The sequence below is a fragment of the Mycobacterium persicum genome, from assembly GCF_002086915.1.
Classification (GTDB): Bacteria; Actinomycetota; Actinomycetes; order Mycobacteriales; family Mycobacteriaceae; genus Mycobacterium; species Mycobacterium persicum.
Window position 1 is genome coordinate 1607947 of the sequence record NZ_MWQA01000001.1, and the last position, 21662, is coordinate 1629608.

The 21662-nt window shown below is 66.0% G+C and carries 21 protein-coding genes and 2 pseudogenes; 12 read left to right on the forward strand and 11 right to left on the reverse strand.

The features are described 5' to 3' along the window. Nucleotides 1-48 precede the first annotated feature (48 nt). On the forward strand, nt 49-678 hold the full coding sequence (locus B4U45_RS07090) for a GNAT family N-acetyltransferase (RefSeq protein ID WP_075545595.1): 630 nt from the start codon (nt 49-51) through the stop codon (nt 676-678). Between the two features lie 72 nt (nt 679-750). On the opposite strand, the gene B4U45_RS07095 is transcribed toward B4U45_RS07090, so the two are convergent. After that, nucleotides 751-1035, reverse strand: coding sequence for a WXG100 family type VII secretion target (locus B4U45_RS07095; protein ID WP_023363993.1), 285 nt, complete (start codon nt 1033-1035; stop codon nt 751-753). Between the two features lie 38 nt (nt 1036-1073). Continuing rightward, complete coding sequence (gene esxW / locus B4U45_RS07100; protein ID WP_036403122.1) at nt 1074-1370, reverse strand: type VII secretion system protein EsxW; 297 nt, start codon at nt 1368-1370, stop codon at nt 1074-1076. A 367-nt stretch (nt 1371-1737) separates the two neighbouring features. Here esxW and B4U45_RS07105 point away from each other — a divergent pair, with 367 nt between their 5' ends. Next, nucleotides 1738-2925 (forward strand): IS110 family RNA-guided transposase, encoded by a 1188-nt coding sequence (locus B4U45_RS07105; RefSeq protein ID WP_075549604.1) that lies wholly within the window; start codon nt 1738-1740, stop codon nt 2923-2925. Nucleotides 2926-3027: 102 nt separating this feature from the next. Here the strand turns inward: B4U45_RS07105 and B4U45_RS07110 are convergent, their stop codons facing one another. Both B4U45_RS07110 and B4U45_RS07115 read right to left on the reverse strand, forming a co-directional pair. Then, nucleotides 3028-4224: a PPE family protein gene (locus B4U45_RS07110; RefSeq protein WP_075549599.1), complete on the reverse strand. Its 1197-nt coding sequence runs from the start codon at nt 4222-4224 to the stop codon at nt 3028-3030. Between the two features lie 36 nt (nt 4225-4260). Then, nucleotides 4261-4560 (reverse strand): PE family protein, encoded by a 300-nt coding sequence (locus B4U45_RS07115; RefSeq protein ID WP_075549598.1) that lies wholly within the window; start codon nt 4558-4560, stop codon nt 4261-4263. A gap of 828 nt (nt 4561-5388) precedes the next feature. On the opposite strand from B4U45_RS07115, the gene B4U45_RS07120 reads away from it, so the two are divergent. Further along, nucleotides 5389-6666, forward strand: coding sequence for an Rv1453 family transcriptional regulator (locus B4U45_RS07120; protein ID WP_075549597.1), 1278 nt, complete (start codon nt 5389-5391; stop codon nt 6664-6666). A 38-nt stretch (nt 6667-6704) separates the two neighbouring features. Here the strand turns inward: B4U45_RS07120 and B4U45_RS07125 are convergent, their stop codons facing one another. The 4 genes from B4U45_RS07125 to B4U45_RS07140 form a co-directional block, all read right to left on the reverse strand. Next, nucleotides 6705-8108 carry an acyl-CoA synthetase gene (locus B4U45_RS07125; protein ID WP_083134892.1) on the reverse strand — a complete coding sequence of 468 codons (1404 nt, stop codon included), beginning with the start codon at nt 8106-8108 and terminating at the stop codon, nt 6705-6707. 9 nt (nt 8109-8117) lie between these two features. Beyond that, nucleotides 8118-8918: an esterase/lipase family protein gene (locus B4U45_RS07130; protein WP_075549595.1), complete on the reverse strand. Its 801-nt coding sequence runs from the start codon at nt 8916-8918 to the stop codon at nt 8118-8120. 3 nt (nt 8919-8921) lie between these two features. Next, nucleotides 8922-9830 carry an alpha/beta fold hydrolase gene (locus B4U45_RS07135; protein WP_075549594.1) on the reverse strand — a complete coding sequence of 303 codons (909 nt, stop codon included), beginning with the start codon at nt 9828-9830 and terminating at the stop codon, nt 8922-8924. A gap of 74 nt (nt 9831-9904) precedes the next feature. After that, nucleotides 9905-11362: an aldehyde dehydrogenase family protein gene (locus tag B4U45_RS07140; RefSeq protein WP_075549603.1), complete on the reverse strand. Its 1458-nt coding sequence runs from the start codon at nt 11360-11362 to the stop codon at nt 9905-9907. 200 nt (nt 11363-11562) lie between these two features. On the opposite strand from B4U45_RS07140, the gene B4U45_RS07145 reads away from it, so the two are divergent. The 5 genes from B4U45_RS07145 to B4U45_RS07165 are packed head-to-tail and all read left to right on the forward strand — an operon-like array spanning nt 11563 to nt 14765. Next, a complete protein-coding gene (locus B4U45_RS07145; RefSeq protein ID WP_075549602.1) occupies nt 11563-12105 on the forward strand; it encodes an FAS1-like dehydratase domain-containing protein in 543 nt (180 codons plus the stop codon). After that, entirely contained in the window at nt 12105-12524 is a 420-nt protein-coding gene (locus tag B4U45_RS07150; protein WP_075549593.1) for a Zn-ribbon domain-containing OB-fold protein, read from the forward strand. The genes B4U45_RS07145 and B4U45_RS07150 overlap by 1 nt, the downstream gene beginning before the upstream one ends. Beyond that, a complete protein-coding gene (locus tag B4U45_RS07155) occupies nt 12521-12964 on the forward strand; it encodes a MaoC family dehydratase (RefSeq protein WP_075549592.1) in 444 nt (147 codons plus the stop codon). The genes B4U45_RS07150 and B4U45_RS07155 overlap by 4 nt, the downstream gene beginning before the upstream one ends. Then, nucleotides 12961-14139, forward strand: coding sequence for a lipid-transfer protein (locus tag B4U45_RS07160; RefSeq protein WP_075549591.1), 1179 nt, complete (start codon nt 12961-12963; stop codon nt 14137-14139). Before B4U45_RS07155 ends, B4U45_RS07160 begins: the two co-directional genes overlap by 4 nt. Next, entirely contained in the window at nt 14136-14765 is a 630-nt protein-coding gene (locus tag B4U45_RS07165; protein WP_075549590.1) for a TetR/AcrR family transcriptional regulator, read from the forward strand. The genes B4U45_RS07160 and B4U45_RS07165 overlap by 4 nt, the downstream gene beginning before the upstream one ends. Before the next feature lie 280 nt (nt 14766-15045). Here the strand turns inward: B4U45_RS07165 and B4U45_RS07170 are convergent, their stop codons facing one another. Both B4U45_RS07170 and pruA read right to left on the reverse strand, forming a co-directional pair. Further along, nucleotides 15046-16005, reverse strand: a complete 960-nt coding sequence (locus B4U45_RS07170) for a proline dehydrogenase family protein (RefSeq protein ID WP_075549589.1) — start codon at nt 16003-16005, stop codon at nt 15046-15048. Next, nucleotides 16005-17636 carry an L-glutamate gamma-semialdehyde dehydrogenase gene (gene pruA / locus B4U45_RS07175; RefSeq protein ID WP_075549588.1) on the reverse strand — a complete coding sequence of 544 codons (1632 nt, stop codon included), beginning with the start codon at nt 17634-17636 and terminating at the stop codon, nt 16005-16007. The genes B4U45_RS07170 and pruA overlap by 1 nt, the downstream gene beginning before the upstream one ends. A gap of 84 nt (nt 17637-17720) precedes the next feature. On the opposite strand from pruA, the gene B4U45_RS07180 reads away from it, so the two are divergent. Both B4U45_RS07180 and stf0 read left to right on the forward strand, forming a co-directional pair. Beyond that, complete coding sequence (locus B4U45_RS07180; RefSeq protein ID WP_075549587.1) at nt 17721-19310, forward strand: PucR family transcriptional regulator; 1590 nt, start codon at nt 17721-17723, stop codon at nt 19308-19310. Between the two features lie 13 nt (nt 19311-19323). Then, nucleotides 19324-20166, forward strand: a complete 843-nt coding sequence (stf0, locus tag B4U45_RS07185; protein WP_371687252.1) for a trehalose 2-sulfotransferase — start codon at nt 19324-19326, stop codon at nt 20164-20166. Between the two features lie 277 nt (nt 20167-20443). On the opposite strand, the pseudogene B4U45_RS29000 reads toward stf0, so the two are convergent. Next, nucleotides 20444-20700: pseudogene (locus B4U45_RS29000) on the reverse strand (hypothetical protein); the annotation flags it as partial. Between the two features lie 206 nt (nt 20701-20906). Here B4U45_RS29000 and B4U45_RS07190 point away from each other — a divergent pair. Both B4U45_RS07190 and B4U45_RS07195 read left to right on the forward strand, forming a co-directional pair. Further along, nucleotides 20907-21386, forward strand: coding sequence for a hypothetical protein (locus tag B4U45_RS07190; protein ID WP_219859366.1), 480 nt, complete (start codon nt 20907-20909; stop codon nt 21384-21386). A gap of 59 nt (nt 21387-21445) precedes the next feature. Continuing rightward, nucleotides 21446-21662: pseudogene (locus B4U45_RS07195) on the forward strand (IS1380 family transposase); the annotation flags it as partial.

Consider the following 21662-nt stretch of genomic DNA (forward strand, 5'->3'; position numbering starts at 1 on the left):
TACGATTCCCCGATCGCGACAGCTACGACAACCGAAACCCGAGACGACATGAGTGAAGCCGACGTGATCCTGCCGCGGGAACTGACGGACCTACCCGACGAGGTCCGCAACATACCGCCGCCACCTGCCCAACCCGAAGTGCCCGAACCATACGCATTCCGGCTGGCCGATCCCGATACCGACGCCGGCATGATCGCCGAATGGATGCGCCGGCCCCACCTGGCCGAAGCATGGGAGTACGTGTGGCCGGTGTCGCGGTGGCAGCGCTACCTGCGCGCCCAGCTCGACGGCAGCTATTCGCGACCGATGATCGGCAGCATTGACGGACAAGACCACGCCTACGTCGAACTCTATTGGGCTGCCAAGGATTCCATCGCTACCCGGTACGAGTGGGCGCCCTATGACCTCGGCATACACGCCGGCATGGCCGACCCGGAGATTACCAACAAGGGAATTGCCCAATTCGTGTTGCCGCATTTGGTGGCCAGTGTGCTCAACACCGAACCGCGTTGTCGGCGAGTCATGTTCGATCCGGACTACCGAAACAAGATGGCGCGCAGGTTCTGTGAGAGCGCGGGATGTGTATTTCTCGGCGAACACGACATGGCCAATCGCCGGATGGCGCTCTATGCGTTGCCCCGAACGCCCGACGACGTTCCCCGGGCTATAGAGACGTGATTGCCGATACGTGAGTTCCAAAACGTCGTCAGGCTGGCACTGCCCGTTGTGGGGCCGGTGCGGTACGGGGACTCAGGCCCAGCTGGAGCCGACGGCGCTGTCGGTCTGCGCCATGTTGCTGCCGGCGGCCTGGACCTTCTGACCGTGGGCGTTGGCCTGCTCGTAGATCACCTGGAAGTTGCGACCCAACTGGGTGATGAACTCCTGGCAGGCCACCGAACCGGCGCCGCCCCAGAAGTCGCCGGCAGCCAGCACATCGCGAACGATGGCCTGGTGCTCGGCCTCGAGCGACGCCGCCTGGGCACGAATGGTAGCGCCGTGGGCGTCGACATCGCCGAACTGGTAATTGATGGTCATTGGTCTTGTCCTCCTGAATCGAAGCTATTGGGCCGGGGCTAGCTGCTGAGGATCTGCTGGGAGGCCTGCTCTTGCTGCTCGTAGTTGTTGGCGTCGCGGATCAGCCCGTCACGCACTCCGTGCAGCATGTTCACAATGTTGCGGAAGGCCTGGTTCATCTGGCCCATGGTGTCCAGCGAGGTGGCCTCGGCCAGACCGCTCCAGCCCGCGCCGGAGATGTTCTGCGAGGACGCCCACATCCGCCGGGCCTCGTCCTCAACCGTCTGAGCGTGCACCTCGAAGCGGCCCGCCATCGCGCGCATCGCGTGCGGGTCGGTCATAAAACGGCTGGTCATTTGACTGTTTCCTAATCGTTTCGTAGGGATGGGTTGCTGGTCGTTGACCGGGGTCTGTTCCTGCGGGGTCTGCCGTCAGGCGATGCCTGGTGTTTCCCGGCGTTCGACGTCTTACGAAAGAACGGCGCGCCTGGCGGCAGATCCTGTCCGGTGGTGGTGGGATGCCGTTGCCTGAGCCCGCCGCAGGGGTGAGTTCCCCGTGGTTGTTCCCAAGCCTTGAGCTCTTCGACGGACTGAAGTCCTGCGGCGTGCTGGAGTCACGGACGGCTACTGAGATGACGGACCTTCGATTCCTGCGATTAGGGCGCCGCGTGAGTCCACCGGTAACGGCATGACTACTGATTGAAGGAGTGATGACACCTTGTCGCTGTTTTGTGGAATCGAGTGGGCCACTGAACATCACGATGTCGCCGTTATCGACGACGAGGTACATGTCGTGGCCCGCGGGCGCGTCAGCAACGACGCGCCGGGGTTCGCGGCGTTGCTGACATTGCTGGCCGAAGCCGGCGACAGCGCCGCTGAACCGATCCCGGTCGGCATCGAGACCGATCGCGGTCTGTGGGTGGCGGCCTTGCGCGAGACCGGCCGGACGATTTATTCGATCAACCCGCTGGCGGCCTCTCGCTACCGGGCCAGGTATGCGCTGTCGGGGGCCAAATCCGATGCTCCCGACGCGGTTCTGCTGGCCAATATCGTGCGGACCGACCCCGGAGCGCACCGACCGCTGCCCGCCGATACCGAGGCCGCCCAGGCCATCCGAGTCCTCGCTCGGGCCCAACAAGATGCAGTATGGGCGCGTCAGCAGATCGGCAATCAGATCCGCGACCTGCTCAAAGACTTCTACCCGGCCGCTCTCGTCGCGTTCGCCGACTTGGCCGACGGCGGGCTGGCCCGCCGCGACGCCCGCACCATTCTGACCGCCGCTCCAACCCCCGCCCAGGCCGCCACACTGACCCCTGCCCGGCTGCGCCGGCTGCTGATCAAGGCCGGCCGCAAGCGCTACCTCGACCGCGACGTCGCACGTCTGCGCCAGGTTTTCGCCGACACCTACCTGCACCAACCACCGGTCGTGGAGAACGCGATGGGCATCCACCTCGCCGCGCTGCTGGGCCAGTTCGAGGCGGCTTGCACCGCTGCCGACGAACTCGCCGAGGCGGCGATCAGCCATTTTGAGCAACACCCGGACGCCGAGATCATCACCAGCTTTCCCGGTCTGGGGATGTTGGCCGGCGCCCGGGTGTTGGCCGAGATCGGCGATGACCGTTCCCGCTTCGCCGAGGCCCGCGGTTTGCAGGCCTTCGCCGGATCCGCCCCCATCACCCGCGCCAGCGGGAAGAAAGCCGTTGTACTGCATAGACATATCAAGAACCGGCGCCTGGCCGCTGTCGGCCCGATCTGGGCCCTGGGATCGCTGCGCGCCTCCCCAGGAGCACGCCGCCACTACGACGCCCGCCGAGCCGCCGGAGACTGGAACCAACAAGCCCAACGACACCTGTTCAACAAGTTCCTCGGTCAACTTCACCACTGCCTGCACACCGGCCTGCTCTACGACTAACACGTTGCGTTCCCACCTCCTCTCCAGCTCGCGGCTTGACTTTTAACTTCGTGAGATGCCTTTCGTTGGGGATGAGTAGGGTGTGCGTGACGCCGTTAAGCACTACCCGGCGGCTGGGGTGCGTGGCATGACATAGGGCCTCGGGGTTACCCGTAATACGCTGCTGACCCCATTGCCACCACCGGCGTTGGCCAGTTGCCCGAGCGGCAGCCCGCCCAGCATCTGTCCGGGCCCACTTTCGGCGGCGCTGGAGACGGCGGTCAGCGGCAGCGCTCGGGCCGCCGGAGTGACCGCTTGGTTCGCGTCGGCCCAGACCTTCGGCACGGAGAGTCCGCCGACTGAAAGTGCCCGGCCAAGGCCCGCCGTGACCCCGGCACCGCCCAGGCCAGACGAACCCGGCCCGCTGCCCAACCCGCCCCCGAACGGACCGAGCCCCTGAAGCGTGCCTCCGGCAGCCATAACCGCGCCTTCGACAGCCTTTTTCGCCTCCGGAATCAGCCCCTTCATCAATGAGTTCATGGTGTTGGTCATCGAAACACCCGAGTTGGTCATCGACACATGGTTGTTGACCATCGAGATGATGTTGCTGATCGGCGACAGGTGCGGCGAGACAGTCTTCCAGAGTTCTCCCACCTTTGCCAAAGGCGAAGCGCTCTGGGTGGGCTCGGCGAGCTGTTGCAGCGCCTGAGGAACATTGGACATGAGCTCGTTTGCCGCGGCAGTGTCGGTCGCCTCCTCGACCGCGGCGGCCTGCTCGACGAGCCCACCTGCGTCCGTGATTTCCGGGGCCTCCTCGAACGGCGTCAACGTCTCGGCGGCCACTGCGGCCGAACTAGCGTAGCCATACATGGCGGCGGCATCTTGGGCCCACATCTCGCCGTACTCAGCTTCGGTGACCGCGATTGCCGGGGTGTTCTGGCCGAAGAGGTTGGTGGCGATCAGGGTCATCAGCTGGATGCGGTTTTCAGTGATCACCGGCGGCGGCACCGTCATGGCGAATGCCGTCTCGTAGGCGGCCGCCGCCGCCCTGGCCTGGTTGGCAGTCAGCTCGGCCTGCGCTGCGGTGCTACCGATCCACGCCACATACGGCGAGGCCGCCGCAGCCATCAAAATTGCCGACTGACCCTGCCACTGGCCCACCAGCAGTCCCCAGATTACCGACTGAAACGAGGAGGCGGCGTTGTACAGGTCAACAGCCACGCCGTCCCAAACCTCTGCGGCGGCCAGAATCGAGCCCGAACCTGGGCCGGTGTACATCTTGGCGGAGTTGACCTCCGGCGGTAAAGCCCCGAAATCCATTTTTTTGTCCTTCTGCTCGAATACCGTCGGCCAGCGTTACTGGGCCGCGACGACGTTGGCGGCCTCCGTGGCGGCATAGGAACCGGCACTGGTCGCAAGAGTGGCCACAAACTGCTCATGGATGGCGGCGGCCTTGGCGCTCACCGATTGAAACATCGCCGCATGCGTAGCGAATTGAGCAGCGACGAGCGCGGATACCTCGTCAGCAGCCGGGGGCAACACGCCCGTCGTCGGGGCGGCTGCAGCGGCATTGCCGGCGCTCAATGCCGCACCAATGGACCCGAGGTTGTCAGCTGCCGCCGCCAACGCGTCTGGTTGTGCTGTCAGAAAAGACATGCGCTTACCTCCTAAAGGAACCGAGCGTTCGCCCAGCAATGCAGGTTTGTCTTTTGAGCCGCCATTGGCTCGTGCCCTCCGCCACGGGTTGGCGTTGGCGGTGACGAACTGACGTCAATGGTTACGAACACGCAAGGGCAGCAACAGGTTCATTCCCCCAATAAACCCCGGCCGAAGGTGCAAAACGCACCCGCCCACTCGTCCGGAGGTGAAATCGTCTCAATTGGCCGGTACGGACGGTGCAAAATGCACACTCGACATTTATCGCAGGGCGTCGGCCGCATAGATGTGGCTACCGGCTACCGGGTAGCCGGTAGCCGGGCCGCACCAATCCGATACATCGACGCCTCTGGTCAAGCCACTACGGAGCCGGCAAAGAATCCACGTATTGCACTGCGCCGCAGTGAATTTGGGGCCTTGTCGAGATGCCTGCGACCCGCTCGGATTTTCGCCGGGCCGGTACCGACTGTGAATCGGCGCCAGGAGATTTTGTTCATCCTGGTTTGAACCCTGATGGAGCCGCGAAAAGCTTGTTTAATATCTTGTTACCTTGAGTTCAATTGTCGTTCATGATCTGCGGGTCAGCCGGCCAACGGCTACGCAAGTTATTCAGTGCTCAACGGCCGCAGGCGCGTTACGCCCGGGCGCGACTTGCTTCTGTTTCGCGAATCCACCGCTCCAACAGTGCGCTACACCACAACGAGATGTCAGAGGCGATGAAACCCACAACCTATGATCCCAGCTTCCAACGGGCACAAGAGGTTAAATCCACCCCAACAGCCGGAAACATGACGTGCACTGCGCACCTGCCACCCCTAGAATCGACGCGTGGCATGGCAACAACCCTCGCCGCGAATACGTGAGCTGATCCGCGAAGGAGCCCGGATCGCCCTCAACCCCGGCCCGCAGTGGATCGAAGAATTGGACCGCGCCACAGTGGCGGCCAATCCTGCCATCGCCAATGATCCAGTCCTGGCCAAGGTGGTCAAAAAAGCCAACCGCGCCAACCTGGTGCATTGGGCAGCCGCCAACATTCGTGACCCCGGCGCTCCGGTGCCGGCAAACCTGGGCGCAGAGCCGCTGCGCATGGCCCGAGATCTGGTGCGACGCGGGCTAGATGCATTGGCACTAGACGTTTACCGCATTGGGGAGTACATCGCCTGGCGGCTGTGGATGCACATCGCGTTCGATCTCACCTCCGACCCCGAGGAGCTACGTGAGCTGCTCGACGTGTCGGCTAAGTCGGTCAACGACTTCATCGAAGCAACGCTTGTCGGCATCGCCGCGCAGGTCCAGCTAGAACACGACGAACTGAACCGTAGCAGCCATGCGGAGCGACTCGAAGTAATCGGACTCATTCTCGAGGGCGCCCCGATGAGCCGGGATCGCGCCGAAGGTCGATTGGGCTATCCGCTAAATCGGGCCCATACTGCCGCTATCGTCTGGAGCGACGAACTCGACGGCGACCACGGAAATCTCGATCGAGCCGCGGACGCGTTCAGTCATGCGGTGGGATCGGCGCAGCAGCTAACCGTGGTCGCCAGTGCCGCCAGTCGCTGGGTGTGGCTGGCCGATGCCACCAACCTCGACGTCGACACGATTGAACAGGCAATCGACCAGGCAGTCGACAACAATCCGGGCGCGCGTATCGCCATCGGGACCACCGCAACCGGGACCGAAGGCTTTCGGCGCAGCCACCTCGAGGCGTTGACTGCGCAGCGCACCCTGGCGCGACTGCAGTCAGGTCAGCGAGTGGCATTCTTCTCCGACGTGCAAATGGTCGCCCTGGTAACCCAAAACCCCCAAGCCGCGGGGGAATTCATCACCAGCACGCTGGGAGACCTGGAAGCGGCAAGCACGGAGCTGCAGACGACGCTGCTGACCTTCATCAAGGAGCAGTGCAACGCCTCGCGCGCCGCAAAGCGCCTCTACACCCACCGCAACACGCTGCTGCGCAGAATCGAGTCCGCCCAACGACTGCTGCCGCGGCCGCTCAGCCACACCTCCGTCGAGGTCGCCGTCGCACTCGAAGCCTTGAGGTGGCGGGGCACCAAAATCGGCAAACTCCCCTCGCCCGCAGGTCACAGCGACGGCGTGCCGGCTTAGCCAATTCGCGGCCAATTCGCGGCCAATTCGAAGCCGATTCAGCCTTCCGACAGCAATTGCTTCTTGAGCACCTTGCCGAGCGCATTGCGCGGCAGCGACTCCACGATTCGCACCTCACGTGGGCGCTTGTGGACCGAAAGCTGCTGAGCGACAAACTGAATCAAGTCATCCGGGTTGGCCGAGCCGACGATGTAGGCAACGATGCGCTGGCCCAGGTCCGCGTCGGGGAACCCGACGACCGCGACCTCCGCCACATCCGGATGCCCCAGCAGCACCGTCTCGATTTCGCCTGCGCCGATGCGGAATCCGCCCGACTTGATCAAGTCGACCGACTCGCGTCCCACGATGCGGTGCATGCCACCGGCATCGACGACCGCGACGTCACCGGTGCGATACCACCCGTCGGGGTCGAAGGCTTCCGCAGTGGCATCCGGCCGATTCAGGTAGCCCTCGAACATCGTCGGGCCCTGAATCTGAAGCCTGCCAACGGTTTCGCCGTCATGTGGTACCGGGTCACCGTTGTCGTCGACCAACCGGGTCCGCACGCCTGCCAGCGGCAGGCCCACCCAACCCGGACGACGTTCGCCGTCGGCCCGGGTCGACACGGTGATCAATGATTCCGAGGCGCCGTAGCGTTCGATGGGCCGGTGCCCGCTGACCGCGACCAGCTTGTCGAAAACCGGCACCGGCAGCGCCGCGCTGCCGGACACCAACAGCCGCGCCGGCTTCAGCGCCTCGGCGGCGGCCTGGTCGGCCGCCACCCGCGACCACACCGTCGGCACCCCGAAATACAGTGTGCCGCCTGCCGCGGCGTACCCCGCCGGCGTCGGTTTTCCGGTGTGCACGAACCGATTTCCGACGCGCAGCGAGCCGAGCAGACCGAGGACCAGGCCGTGGACGTGATACATCGGCAACCCGTGCACCAGGACGTCATCGGCGGTCCACTGCCAGGCGTCGGCCAGCGCGTCGAGGTCGGCGGCGATCGCGCGCCGGCTCAACTGCACGCCCTTGGGCAGGCCGGTGGTGCCCGAGGTGTAGATCACCATCGCGACGTCGTCGGGTGACGGTTCGGGATAGCGGTGCCAGGACCGGGCGCGTAACCGAACCGGAATGTGCGGTAGCCCTTCGGTTTCGTCGGGTACCGATCCCAGCCAGGCCTGCGCACCGGAGTCGGCCAGCATATGCCGACGTTCGGCCACGCCGACGTCGGCCGGTACCGGAACGACTTGCACACCGGCGAGCAGACAGCCGGTGACGGCCAGCACCGTGGCGGCGGTCGGCGTGGCTAGCACCGCGACCCGGTCCGCGCCCGCGACCCGCTCGGCCACTGACGTTGCGGCGCCAAGCAGGTCACTGCGACTGAGCGTGACGCCGTCGATGCTGACCGCGTCGGCGATGTCGGTGGCGGTCAGGTCATCGGGGTTCAGTGAGGCCAGCAGCACCTGAGCAGGCTACCCAGCGTCGTCGACGGCCGCGGCGGCGGTCTTCGACGATCCGGGAAACAGCGGCCGCAGCACCACCGGCGCGCGGAACGGGGTCCAGCTGCCCCGCGGTTGCGCCAGCCGGTCGGCGATGGCCCACACCGTCGCCGGATGGTGGCCGTAACCGATGTGGCTGGCCAGTACCGCGATGTTCTCGCTGCGCGGCCCGGGCGGATTGATGCAGGTCTGCCAGGCGACCATGCCGTCGAAGCGCGAGTAGATCGCTGTCGTGGGGACCGGCATGGGTTCGGCTTCGGATTTCAACGGCAGCGCGTGCTGTTCGGAGTGCAGGTGGGCGTAGCGCTTGAAGCTAGGGGTCGCGCGCGTCTGGCCCTCATCCTCCATGCGAAACGGGCTGCCGAGGGTGATCACTTGACGCACCGCCGCCGGATGACGCCGGGCCAGCGCACGCGCGAAGATGCCGCCCAGACTCCAGCCGATCAGGCTGAGCGGAACGTCGTAACGGGCGTGCAGCTCCTCGAGGCGCAGTTCCATGCCGCGTACCGCTTCGGGCGTGGGACCGATGTTGCGGCCGAGGCCCCAGCCGTGGGCCCGATACCCGAGGCGGCGCAGCAGCCGCCGCAGCGTCCAGGTGGAACCGTCCCCGGCCAACAGGCCGGGCAGCACCAGCACCGGGTGCCCGTCGCCGGCCGGCAGCATCCGGCGCAGCGGGAGCACACTGACCAATTGCCCGTACTCGGCCACCGCACGCGGGATATCGGTGAGGTAGAGCGCCAGTGGCGGGGCGCTGACGGGTTTGGTCGTGGCCATGGGTCAGCCCTCCTCGTCCCAGACCTTCATCATGGTCGCCAAGATCTCCTCGCCGCGGCCGAGCCCGGCGAGGTGGCTTTCCCCTGGAAGGTGGAACAGCTCGGCGTTCGGCAGGCGCGAAACGACGTGCTCCCCATGGGAGAACGGGATGATGTGGTCGTGGTCGCCGTGCCACCAGCGGACCGGGACCGTCACCTCCTCGAGCCGGAATCCCCAGTCCCGGGCGAACACGATGACGTCGGCGAACGGCGCGGCCAGTTGCTTGCGGCTGCCGTTGAGCAGGTCGTCGAGAAACATCGCCTTGAACTCGGGACGGGCCAGCAGATGCCGGTCGGCCTGGGGCGAGAGCAGCGCGTACACGTCCAGTGCCGGGGACGCGACCGGCCGGGCCGCCCGGATCAGCAGGCTGGCGGAAAGCCGCAGCGGGCTACCGCCCAGCTTGAGCAACGGCGCCACCCGCACGCCGAAGTTCATCACGCCGCCGGTGATCGCGTCGGGACCGTGCGTCGGCGCCACACCACCGAGCACCCCGGCGGCCACCACCTTGTCGGGCAGCCCGGCGGCGCAGGCCAGCGTGTAGGGACCCCCGCCGGACAGGCCGACGACGGCCATCTTCTCGATTCCGAGGGTGTCAGCGATGGTCCGCATGTCGTCGGCGAACGCGGAGATGGTCTCGTACTGATGCGGGGTCGACGAGCCGATGCCGGGTCGGTCGACGCCGATCAGCCGGACGTTGTGGTGTTCGGCATAGACCCGGGCCTCGGTCGGGATCTGCCGGCGGGCACCGGGGGTGCCGTGCAGCCAGAAAACCGCACGTCCCTGCGGGGCGCCGAACTCGGCGAAACCGATCTGGCGATCTTCGCCGACCGCGATGTTTCCTTCGATCTTGGGACGGGCAATTGCGACGACCATCCCGAGAGCTTCGCATGCGACTTTGCTCGTGACAATCCGGAATGGGTCCGGCGCGGGCGTTTTGCTGCGCACCCTCAGACGGGCATCCCGATCGCCTTGGGCTCCATGTACTGGTGCAGGCCGGCGACTCCCCCGCCCTCGCGACCCAGGCCGCTCTGCTTGAAACCGCCGAACGGCGCGTCGCCGGGACCGAAACCGTTCACCGCGATCTGGCCGGTGCGGATGCGGCGAGCGACACCGATGGCACGTTCGGCGTCGGTGCCCCACACCGCGCCGGACAGGCCGTACTGGGAGTTGTTGGCGATCGCGACCGCCTCATCGTCGTCGCGGTAACGCATGACGGTCAACACCGGCCCGAAGACTTCCTCCTGCGCAATGGTGGCGTCCGGGGTCGAGCCGGTCAGGATCGTCGGCTCGTAATAGAAGCCCGCTGCTAGCGCCGGCGGGCGCCGGCCGCCGGTGGCCAGGGTGGCGCCGTCGGCGAGCGCCAGGGAGACCAGACCCTCGACTCGCTGGCGTTGTTGCTCGCTGATCAGCGGACCCATCTGGACCTCCGGATCGGTGGGATCGCCGACATTCACCTGGCGCGCCAGCGCCACCAGCCGGTCGACGACGTCGTCGTGCATCGCGTCGGGCAGCAGCAGCCGGCTCTGCAGGATGCACGCCTGGCCGGCATGCAACAGGCAGGACTCGAACAGCATCCGCTGCAGCAGCTCGTCGGTCAGCGCGGCGTCGTCGAGCACGATGCTTGCCGACTTGCCACCGCACTCCAGCAGGACCCGCTTCATGGTGCCGGCCGCGGCGGCCATCACCTCGCGCCCGACCGCCGAACTGCCGGTGAAGCTGACCATGTCGATTCGCGGGTCGACGGCCAGCAGCTTGCTGGCCTCGATGCTGCCGGGCGTGACGACGTTGACCACCCCGGGCGGGATGTCGGTGTGCTCGTCGATCATCTTGGCCAGCGCCAACCCGGCCAGCGGGGTCAGCGGCGACGGTTTGAGCACGACGGTGTTGCCGGCCGCCAGGGCCCGGCTGAGCTTCATGACGTTGAGACTGTGCGGGAAGTTCCACGGCGTCAGGATCGAGACGACACCCAGCGGCTCGTGACACAGCACGGTGGCACCGGCGCCCACCGATCCGATCGGCTCCTCGCGCAGCGTGGTAGCGAGTTGGCCGGCGCGCTGCGCGATGAACGACGCGCTGTCGATCTGCATCATGCGCTCGTTGGCCGTGCAACCCCATTCGGCCTGGGAGAGCGCGAAGAACTCGTCGGCGTGCTGTTTCAGCGCCTCGCCGAGCTGAGTCAGGCAGGCGGCGCGTTGCTGGTGGCTCATCGCCGGCCAGGGGCCTTCGTCGAACGCGCGACGGGCGGCCTCGATCGCCTCGGCGACCTGGCCGACGCTGGCGTCGGGCGCGGTGGCGATCGGCGCGCCAGTCGACGGCGAGATGTCGTCGTAGCGGCCGTTGTGCGGTTCCACCCAGCGTCCGCCAATATAGAGCTGGTAGGTGTCGACAAGAGGTGATTCAGCCATCCGCATCCCCAAACCGCATATCGGTCATATCAACACCTGGTGTACACCGGTCGCAGTTCGGAGTCAACGAGTGCCAGCCCGAATTACCGGCAATTTCAAGCATATTGACAAGCAATGTCGTACACGAGTAAACACAATTGGCGAACATCTTGTGTGGATGTGTCGGATTCGCTCTGATCGATCTGCGACGGGAGGGCGCCGTGGCGTCAGCCGAGTTCCGAGCCAAGTTGCGGGCTCTCGTCGGGCAGCACACCGGTGGTACCGGAAAGCCGTTGGTGGCGCCGGATCCGGTCAATCAACCGATGATTCGGCACTGGGCGCATGCGCTCGACGACATGAACCCGGTGTATCTGGATCCGGAGTTCGCGGCCACGTCGAGGTTCGGCGGCATCGTGTCACCGCCGGTCATGCTGCAGACGTGGACAATGCCGGCGCCGAAGCTCGAAGGGATCCGGGAGCGGGGCGGAGCCCCGACCGAAATCACTTCCAATCCAACGGCATTCCTCGACGAGGCCGGCTACACCAGCACGGTGGCGGTGAATTCGGAATTCGAGATCGAACGCTATCCGCGCCTGGGCGACGTGATCAGTGCGATGACGGTGTACGAGGACGTCTCCGACGAAAAGGAGACCGCGCTGGGCACCGGCTTCTTCCTCACCTGGGTGACGACCTATGCCGACCAGCATTCAGAGGTATTGGGCCGCCAACGATTCCGGGTCCTGCGATTTCGGCCGAAGCGCTGATGGCGACCCGGCCGGCACCGGCAATCAGCCCGGACACCGAATTCTTTTGGCGCGGCCTGCGTGAGCACAAACTACTGATCCAGCGCTGCAACGGATGCACAGCGCTGCGTCACCCGCCGCGCCCCATGTGTCCCGGATGCCGCTCCCTGGACTGGACGGCTGTCGAGTCGTCGGGCCGCGGCACCGTCTACAGCTACGTGATGCCGCACCAGCCGCGGTTTCCGTTCTTCGATTACCCCTACATCGTCGTGCTGGTGGATCTGGCCGAAGGCGTTCGGCTGGTGTCCAATCTGTGTCAGATCGATCCGGCCGATGTCGCGATCGGGATGCCGGTCGAGGTGTACTACCAGAGCTTCGAGAACGACCTGGTGCTGCACCAATTCCGGCCCGGCCCGCGAGCCACGGGAGGACCTCGGTGACCGCTATCACTACTCTGAGATGGGCCGACGTGGCCCTGGGCGACGAGCTGACTCCGCTCGAGATCCCGGTCACCGCAACGGTTATCGTCGCCGGCGCGATCGCGTCGCGGGACTTCATGCCGGTGCACCACGACCGTGACTACGCCAACAAGCAGGGTTCGCCCAACCTGTTCATGAACATCCTGACCACCAACGGGTTGTGCGTCCGTTTCCTCACCGACTGGGCCGGGCCCGAGGCGATGGTCACGAAGCTCTCGATTCGCCTTGGCGTACCGTGCTTTCCGGACGACCCGCTGCGCTTCACCGGCAGCGTGACGGGCAAGTCGGCCGGCTCAGGTGGCGAGAACTTCGTCGAAGTGACCTTCCAGGCCGCCAATAGCCTGGGCAAGCACGTGTCCGGCACCGCCATCCTCAGCCTGCTCGACAAGGCAGGTGCATGACCGGCTCGCTGGCCGGTGCCGCGGCCATCGCCGGTATCGGCCAGACCGAGTTCTCCAAGGAGTCCGGGCGCAGCGAGCTGCAATTGGCGTGCGAGGCGGTCAGCGCCGCACTCGACGACGCCGGTGTGGCGCCCGGCGATGTCGACGGCATGGTCACCTTCACCATGGACGCCAGCGACGAGATCGCCGTCGCGCGCAACGTCGGAATCGGCGACCTCAACTTCTTCAGCCGGGTGCCGCACGGCGGCGGCGCGGCAGCCGGGACGGTGGCGCACGCGGCAATGGCGATAGCCACGGGTGTGGCCGACGTAGTGGTGTGCTACCGCGCGTTCAACGAGCGTTCCGGCCTGCGGTTCGGCGGCAGCGGGCGCACCAGCAGCGAAACTCCGCTGTTCATGGCGCATTACGCACCGTTCGGATTGCTCACCCCGGCAGCATGGGTCGCGCTGCACGCCCAGCGCTACATGTCGGCCTACGGCGTCACCAACGAACACTTCGGCGCGATCGCCGTCGTCGACCGTGCCCATGCGGCGCGCAACCCCGACGCGTGGTTCTATCAGCGTCCGATCACGTTGGCAGACCACCAGAATTCGCGCTGGATCGTCGAACCCGTGCTGCGACTGCTGGACTGCTGCCAGGAAAGCGACGGCGGCGTGGCGCTGGTGGTGACCAGCACGCAGCGAGCGCGGGACCTTCGGCAAGCGCCGGCGGTGATCACCGCGGCCGCCCAGGGCGCCGCCGCCGAGGGCGAAATGATGACCAGCTACTACCGCGACGACATCACCGGCCTGCCGGAGATGGGCGTGGTGGCCCGGCGGCTGTGGCGGGATTCGGGTCTCAAGCCCGCCGACATCCAAACCGCTTTCCTTTACGACCATTTCACGCCTTTTGTGTTCGTTCAGCTCGAGGAGCTCGGCTTCTGCGGGCGCGGTGAGGCCAAGGACTTCGCCACCGTGGAGAACCTGTCGCTGGGCGGGGCGCTGCCGATCAACACCAACGGCGGTCTGCTGGGAGAGGCCTACATCCACGGCATGAACGGCATCACCGAGGCGGTTCGTCAGGTGCGCGGCACCTCCTGCAATCAGGTCGACGGCGTCGAACATGTCCTGGTCACGTCGGGAACCGGGGTGCCGACCAGCGGCCTGATTCTCGCGCCGGGCAGGGTGAGCGGGTGACAACCCAACCGGCCACGACCGACACCCGCGACCTCATCATCGAGTCCGCCTACGCCTGTTTCCGCAAGCACGGCCTGCAGAAGGCGACCATCGTCGATATCGCCAGGTTGGCCAATGTATCGCGCAGCACTGTCTACGAGTACTTCCCGGACAAGGCCGCGATCGTCGAAGCCTGCGCCGAACATGCGTCCGAGCAGTTCTACCGCCAGATGGCCCGCGCCATGAGCCGGGTGAGCTCGTTGGAGGAAAAGCTCTGCTGTGCAGCGGTATTCGTGACCCGGGCGCGGCGGGAGATCGTGTCGGCGACGTATGTGGACGCGGACGCGATCACCTTGTTGTTGACCAAGGACGCCGCGGTACTGCTGCGCGAAAGCGTCGACTTCTTCGCGCCCTACCTCGCTGCGGCCAAGCTGACGGGCGAAGTCCGCAAAGACCTCGACGTCGAGGCGGCCGGCGAGTGGTTCGCCCGCATCCTGTTCTCGTTGTTCACCACGCCGTCGCCGGTCCGCGATCTGGACGACGCCGATGCCCTGGAAGCCGTTGCCGATCTCGTGCGTGCGCATGTGGTACGGGGTTTCCGCGGTGACCGGCCGCGGTCTGCCCGAGCGGCGTCGAAGCTGCGCTAAGCGTTGCGCTGGTGGTTTCGAGTGGGTGGTTGCGGCGTCGAGTGTGCGTTGGTGGCGTCGAGTGTGCGGCTGCGGCGTCGAGTGTGCGGCTGCGGCGTCGAGTGTGCGGCCAGGGCGGCCGAGCCGCGGAAAACCCGACCCGTGGGCTCACTCGACGCCACCAACGCACACCCGACTCCACCAACGCACACTCGACGCCAGCAACGCACACTCGACGCCAGCAACGCACACCCGACGCACTCAACGCACACTCGACGCCAGCAACGCACACCGGACGCACTCAATGCACCAAGGCGCGCAGGAAAAACGCCAGGTTCGCCGGGCGTTCGGCCAGGCGTCGCATGAAATAGCCGTACCACTGGCCGCCGAACGGCACGTACACCCGCAGCTGATTACCGGCGGCGGCCAGTCGCCGCTGTTCGTCGTCGCGGATGCCGTACAGCATCTGATATTCGAAATCACCTGCTTTACAACCTAATTCGGCAGCAATGTCGCCGGCCGCGCCGATGATCGCCGGGTCGTGCGACGCCACCATCGGATACCCGGAACCGGACAGCAGAACATGCAGGCAACGAAGATAGGAGTCGGTGATCTCGGCGCCGTCCCGGTAGGCCACCGCTGCGGGCTCGTCGTAGGCGCCCTTGCACAATCGGACCCGGGCACCCACCGAGGCCAGCTCCCGGCAATCGGCAAGCGTGCGCCGCAGGTAGGCCTGCACAACCGTGCCCAACCAACCGAAGTCGACCCGAAGGTCACCAGAGATCGACAAGGTCGAATCGGTGGTGGTGTGGTCTTCGGCGTCCACGGTGACCCACACCCCGAGCTGCTCGGCCCGTTCGCAGATAGTGCGGGCATTGTCCAAGGCGATCTTCGGGCCGTCGCGATCCAGCGCCTGCCCCAGCGCCGACAGCTTGAGCGACACCTCCAGCGGCCGCACACCGTCGAATGCCGTGTCCGCCCGCCGGCCCAGCGCGTCGAGCAGGTCGAGGTAGGCCCGCACGGTGGCCGCGGCGCCGTCGGCGTCGGTGACATTCTCGCCGAGGTAGTCGATGCTGACGTAGCGCCCCGAATCACGCAGCACGGCAACCATTTCCAGGACGCTATCCAGTGTTTCACCGGGCACGAACCGGCGCACCACCCGCCGGGTCACCGACGAGCGCCCGGTCATGAGCCGCAACCTATCGGATCGTCCGGCCGCCAGCAGGGCCGGGCGCAGGGTGCGGGCGAACAACCGGGCCATCAGTCGGCAGCCATGTGCGGGTAGTGGTGGTCGGTTGCCGGGACGAAAGTCTCCTTGATGGTGCGCGCCGAGGTCCAACGCAATAGGTTCAGCGGCGAACCCGCCTTGTCGTTGGTGCCCGACCCGCGCGAGCCACCGAACGGTTGGCGTCCGACGACCGCGCCGGTCGGCTTGTCGTTGACATAGAAGTTGCCCGCGGCGAACCGCAGCCGGTCTTGTGCCGTCAGCACCGCGCGGCGGTCGTCGGCGATGACGGCGCCGGTCAGCGCGTAGCGTGATCCGGTGTCGACGACGTCGAGGATGCGTTCGTACTGATCATCCGGATAGACGTGCACTGCCAGCAGCGGGCCGAAATACTCGGTCGCGAACGCCTCGTCGGTCGGATCGTCGGACAGCAATACCGTGGGCCGCACGAAATACCCTACGCTGTGGTCGTATTCGCCTCCGACCGCGATCGTGACACCGGCCGCGCCTTTGGCCCGCTCGATCGCGTCGACGTTCTTGAGGAAAGCGCGCCGGTCGATCAGCGCCCCACCATAGTTCGACAGGTCGGTGATGTCACCGTATTTCAGCTCGGCGACGGCGCCCAGGAAGGTATCACCCATCCGCTGCCACACCGAGTGGGCGATGAACGCACGCGATGCAGCCGAGCACTTCTGGCCCTGATAGTCGAACGCTCCGCGAATCAAGGCGGTGGACAACACATCCGGGCGCGCCGACGCGTGTGCCACCACGAAGTCCTTACCGCCGGTCTCCCCTACCAGCCGCGGATAGCTCTGGTAGCAGTTGATATTGGCGCCGACCTGCTGCCACAGGTGGCAGAAGGTGGCCGTCGATCCGGTGAAGTGGATGCCGGCCAGTCGCGGATCGGCCAGCGCCACCTCGGAAACCGCGAAGCCGTCGCCGGTCACCAGGTTGATCACACCCGGCGGCAAACCCGCGACTTCGAGCAGTTGCATGAGCAGATAGGCCGACAGGGTCTGGGTGATCGACGGTTTCCACACCACGGTGTTGCCCATCAGCGCCGGCGCGGTGGGCAGATTGCCCGCGATGGAGGTGAAGTTGAACGGCGTGATCGCATAGACGAAACCATCCAGTGGGCGGTAATCGGTGCGGTTCCATTCCCCTGGGCTGCTGATCGGCTGCTGGGCCAGGATCTGGCGGGCGAACGCGACGTTGAACCGCCAGAAATCCACCAGCTCGCAGGGCGCGTCGATCTCGGCCTGATACACCGACTTCGACTGGCCGAGCATGGTGGCGGCGGCGATTTTTTCCCGCCACGGCCCCGCGAGCAGATCGGCAGCGCGCAGGAACACCGCAGCGCGCTCATCGAAAGGCATTGCAGCCCAATCGGTTTTGGCGGCCATGGCGGCCGCGATCGCCGCCGCCGCATCGGCATGGTCGGCGTTGGTCAGGGTGCCCAACCGCGCGGCATGCCGGTGCGGCGCGACGACGTCGATCGGCTCGCCGTCGCCCATCCGGTGTCGGCCGCCGATGACGTGCGGCAGGTCCATCGGATGATCGGACAGCACGGCCAGCTCGGCGCGCAGCCGGGCGCGTTCCGGCGATTGCGGCGCATAGTCATGCACCGGCTCGTTGACCGGGGCCGGCACTTGGGTAATCGCATCCATGCCTGCCAGGTTCCCCGTCGCGGGACTCGAATCGATTGGCCGATACGACAGGAATTGCGACCGCTGCTAGTAGGATCGGACAATATGCGGGCGGCCGGTGTCGGATTGGGCCAGTTACTTCTTGCCCTGGATGCGACCCTGGTCAGCCTGGTCGAAGCCCCGCGGGGGCTAGATCTCACGGTGGCCTCGGCGGCGCTGGTCGATTCCGACGATGTACGGCTGGGCCTGGCCGAAGCGGCGGGCTCGGCCGACGCCTTCTTTCTGCTCGGCGTCACCGACGACGAGGCGCTGCGCTGGATCGACGGCCAAGCCCGCGCGCCGGTGGCGATCTTCGTCAAGGAACCGGCGGACGCGGTGGTGGCCAAAGCGGTCCGAGCGGGGTCGGCGGTGGTTGCGGTGGAACCGCGTGCTCGCTGGGAACGCCTCTACCAGCTGGTCAATCATGTGTTGGAGCATCACGGGGACCGTGGCGATCCCATGGACGACTCGGGCACCGACCTGTTCGGCCTGGCTCAGTCCCTGGCCGACCGAATCCACGGCATGGTCAGCATCGAAGACGCGCAGTCTCATGTGCTGGCCTACTCGGCGTCCAACGAAGACGCCGACGAGCTGCGCCGGCTGTCCATCCTGGGCCGCGCCGGACCACCCGAGCATCTGGAATGGCTGGCTCAATGGGGTATTTTCGATGCCCTTCGCGCCAGCAGCGAGGTGGTCCGTGTGGCCGAACGCCCGGAACTGGCCCTGTGTCCGCGGCTGGCGATCGGGATCCATCAGCCACCGGTGGCGCGACGGCCCCCGGTGTTCGTGGGCGCGATCTGGGTTCAGCAGGGCTCGCAGCCGCTGGCCGACGATGCCGAAGAGATTTTGCAGGGCGCGGCGGTGCTGGCCGCTCGGATCATGGCGAGGCTGGCGGCCCGGCCCTCCACGCATGCGCGGCGGGTACAGCAACTGCTCGGCCTGGCCGACGGTGAACCGCTCGAGGTGGCCGCCATCGCGCGCGAACTCGGGCTGCCCGGAGACGGGAACGCCGCGCTGATCGGCTTCGACACCATTGCCCCCGAAAACCAGCCAGCCCGGCTCACCGACGTCTTGGCGTTGAGCGCCAGCGCTTTTCGTCGTGACGCCCAGGTGGGAACCAACGGATCGCGGATCTATGTGGTGTTGCCGCACACCGCGACGGCCCGCGCGGTCACCTCATGGGTGCGTGGCACGGTCAGCTCGCTGCGCGCCGAGTTGGGCGTGCACTTGCGGGCCGCGATCGCGGCTCCGGTCGCGGGTCTGCGGGGGATCGCCGCGGCACGCAGCGAGGTCGACGGCGTGCTCGACAGCGCTGTGCGCCACCCCATCTCGATAGGGCAGGTGACCTCGGTGGCCGAAGCACGCACGGCGGTGCTGCTCGACGAAATCGTCACGCTGGTCGGGAGCTACGCGCGGCTGGTCGACCCGCGGATATCCGAGATGCGCATCCGGGATCCGGCGCTGGCCGAAACGTTACGGGTCTACTTGGACAGCTTCGGCGATATCGGCGCCGCCGCGCAGTCACTGCAGGTGCATCCCAACACGGTTCGCTATCGAGTGCGGCGGATCGAGAAGCTGCTGTCGACGTCGTTGGCTGATCCCGATGTGCGGCTGCTCTTTTCGCTGGCGTTGCGCGTGACCGAACGGTCTGGTTGACAGAAGCCGAATCATGCGCGGAGTCAGTTTTCCCCCGGAATACTCTTTTTTCGTGGCAGACCGCCCGTCGTCATACCTGGTGTTGGCGTCGCAGCGTAGCGGCAGCACGCTGCTGGTCGAATCGTTGCGCGCCACCGGCGTAGCCGGCGAACCCCAGGAGTTCTTTCAGTATCTGCCGAGGACGAGCCAGCCGCCGCAACCGCGGGAGTGGTTTGCCGGAGTTGACGACGAGTCGATCCTGCGCCTGCTCGATCCGCTGGACGACGGTAAGCCGGACCTCGCACCGGCCGAGATCTGGCGCGACTACATCCGCACGGTCGGCAGAACGCCCAACGGGGTGTGGGGCGGCAAGCTGATGTGGAATCAGACCCAGATGCTGGTGAATCGCGCGAGCGAGCTTCCGGATCGCTCGGGCGAGGGCCTCAAGGCGGCCATCCGCGACGTCGTCGGTGAGAACCCGTTCCTTGTCTATGTCTACCGTCCCGACGTCGTGTCGCAGGCGGTGTCGTTTTGGCGGGCGGTGCAGACACGGGTCTGGCGGGGGCACCCCGATCCGGTCCGCGACGCCCGTGCCGTGTATCACGCCGGGGCGATCGCTCACGTCGTCACCATGCTGCGCGCCCAGGAAGCGGGCTGGCGCAGCTGGTTCGTCGAGGAGAACATCACACCGATGGAGATCGCCTATCCGGTGTTGTGGCGCAATCTGACCGAACTGGTCGGCACCATCCTCCAGGCGTTGGGACTCGACCCGCGGCTGGCGCCCGCGCCGGTGCTACAGCGGCAGGCCGATCAGCGTTCCGACGAGTGGGTGGACCGTTATCGAGCAGATGCCGAAAGGGACGGGCTGCCTACGTGAAGCCGGGCCGGCACATCGCCGGATTGCAACCAAGACATGGGCTGGCCAGCTCGATGGGTTTCGATGCCCCACACCATCTCGATGAGTCAACGTCGTTGCCATTCCGCATGATTCGATGTATCGCTATCTGCTGGTTGGCGTTGGCCGAACAGCGCTACCCGACTTGACTCGAAGCTCAGTGCGCACGTCGGCGGAGATCTTGATGAGGGCCTCGGGTGTCGGGTCGGCGGTGGTGCGGGATTGATTAGCACCGAACGTTTTTATGCCCCAACCTGTTTCAGCTTTGATACGATGCAGGCGACCAGGCCAGTTGGGGTTGGAAAGGGTCATACCACCACCAGTGGGCGCGTTCGCCGGTGGGCCCGGCGTACGACGGTACGGCAGGTGGGGGTTGGGTGGGTGGGCGTGCAGCGATCCGGTGCTGAGTTGCCGGCCGCAGGTGTCGGTGACGCTGAGATCGGCTGCGGGGCCGATGATGGTGATGATGCCGCGGTGGTGGCTGCGGTGGTGATAGGGGTAAAGCAGTACCAGGTTGGTTGCAAGTTGTTAATCTGCCCCCGCGTAACTTTGCCGGCCGGGCGAAGGGATTTGGTGCAACCTCTTCCGGCAGTGGGCGGACATGTGCCCGGTTGGTATGGGTGGTGTTAGGTGTGCTGCCCGGATGGTAGATGCGGGATGGGATCGGCTGGTGTTTGTCCGCTCGGTGTGTGAGTCGGAGGTCGTGGCTGATGGTGTTTGCGATGGAGCCGGCGGTGGTGGGAGCTTCGGCCGCAGCTCAGGCGGGGTTGGCGGGGCAGCAGGGTGTGGGGGTTGCCGCGGGTGCGCCGATGTTGGTGGGGGTGATGCCGATGGGCGAGGATGGCGATTCGGCGGCGTTTGCTGCGGCGCTGGCCGAGGTGGGAGCAGCGTATGTGAGCACTGCTGCTGAGCATGCCGCGGCGCGGGGGGTGTTTTCTGATGCGCAGTCGGTGTCGGCCGGGATGACGGTGGCCAGTGAGGCGCTGCCCTCAAGCCCAAGTATTGCCGATCGGGCCACAGAAATCGGTAGGGAAGTCTCGACTCTCCCGAGAGGAACCAGGCTGGATACTCTGGCGGACAGGATTACGGGTCTGCACGTTAGTCAGGAAGAGGCTGTCGAAGCAACAGACATCGCCGCTAACCTCGGGCTTTCGCGCCGGTTGATCTTGATGGTGTGTCTTGAACGAAGAATGGTGCTCTGAGCAGGGATAATCCGGTTTGTCTAGGACCAGATCATCTCAAGAATCGGAGCACCAATCTGGTGGGCAAGTCTACGTCGTGTTACCCGTCGTTGTCGGTCGATGGCCGCGCAACCGGTGTCGTGTCGCACGCAGGTGCGGTGGTATTGCTGCGCGCCGCCGAGCGGGCCGGGCTGACCGGCGCCTTGTCGGACGCGTTGGCGCCATGGCGTAAACCTCTGGCCAGCCACGATCCCGGCAAGATTGTGCTTGATATCGCTGTGGCACTGGCGCTCGGTG

Coding starts and splice junctions, on each gene's coding strand:
- B4U45_RS07090 (WP_075545595.1), top strand. CDS start 49: ATGAGTGAAGCCGACGTGATCCTGCCGCGGGAACTGACGGACCTACCC.
- B4U45_RS07095 (WP_023363993.1), bottom strand. CDS start 1,035: ATGACCATCAATTACCAGTTCGGCGATGTCGACGCCCACGGCGCTACC.
- esxW (WP_036403122.1), bottom strand. CDS start 1,370: ATGACCAGCCGTTTTATGACCGACCCGCACGCGATGCGCGCGATGGCG.
- B4U45_RS07110 (WP_075549599.1), bottom strand. CDS start 4,224: ATGGATTTCGGGGCTTTACCGCCGGAGGTCAACTCCGCCAAGATGTAC.
- B4U45_RS07115 (WP_075549598.1), bottom strand. CDS start 4,560: ATGTCTTTTCTGACAGCACAACCAGACGCGTTGGCGGCGGCAGCTGAC.
- B4U45_RS07130 (WP_075549595.1), bottom strand. CDS start 8,918: ATGGCCACGACCAAACCCGTCAGCGCCCCGCCACTGGCGCTCTACCTC.
- B4U45_RS07135 (WP_075549594.1), bottom strand. CDS start 9,830: ATGGTCGTCGCAATTGCCCGTCCCAAGATCGAAGGAAACATCGCGGTC.
- B4U45_RS07140 (WP_075549603.1), bottom strand. CDS start 11,362: ATGGCTGAATCACCTCTTGTCGACACCTACCAGCTCTATATTGGCGGA.
- B4U45_RS07150 (WP_075549593.1), top strand. CDS start 12,105: ATGGCGACCCGGCCGGCACCGGCAATCAGCCCGGACACCGAATTCTTT.
- B4U45_RS07160 (WP_075549591.1), top strand. CDS start 12,961: ATGACCGGCTCGCTGGCCGGTGCCGCGGCCATCGCCGGTATCGGCCAG.
- B4U45_RS07170 (WP_075549589.1), bottom strand. CDS start 16,005: ATGGCCCGGTTGTTCGCCCGCACCCTGCGCCCGGCCCTGCTGGCGGCC.
- pruA (WP_075549588.1), bottom strand. CDS start 17,636: ATGGATGCGATTACCCAAGTGCCGGCCCCGGTCAACGAGCCGGTGCAT.
- B4U45_RS07180 (WP_075549587.1), top strand. CDS start 17,721: ATGCGGGCGGCCGGTGTCGGATTGGGCCAGTTACTTCTTGCCCTGGAT.
- stf0 (WP_371687252.1), top strand. CDS start 19,324: ATGCGCGGAGTCAGTTTTCCCCCGGAATACTCTTTTTTCGTGGCAGAC.
- B4U45_RS07190 (WP_219859366.1), top strand. CDS start 20,907: ATGGAGCCGGCGGTGGTGGGAGCTTCGGCCGCAGCTCAGGCGGGGTTG.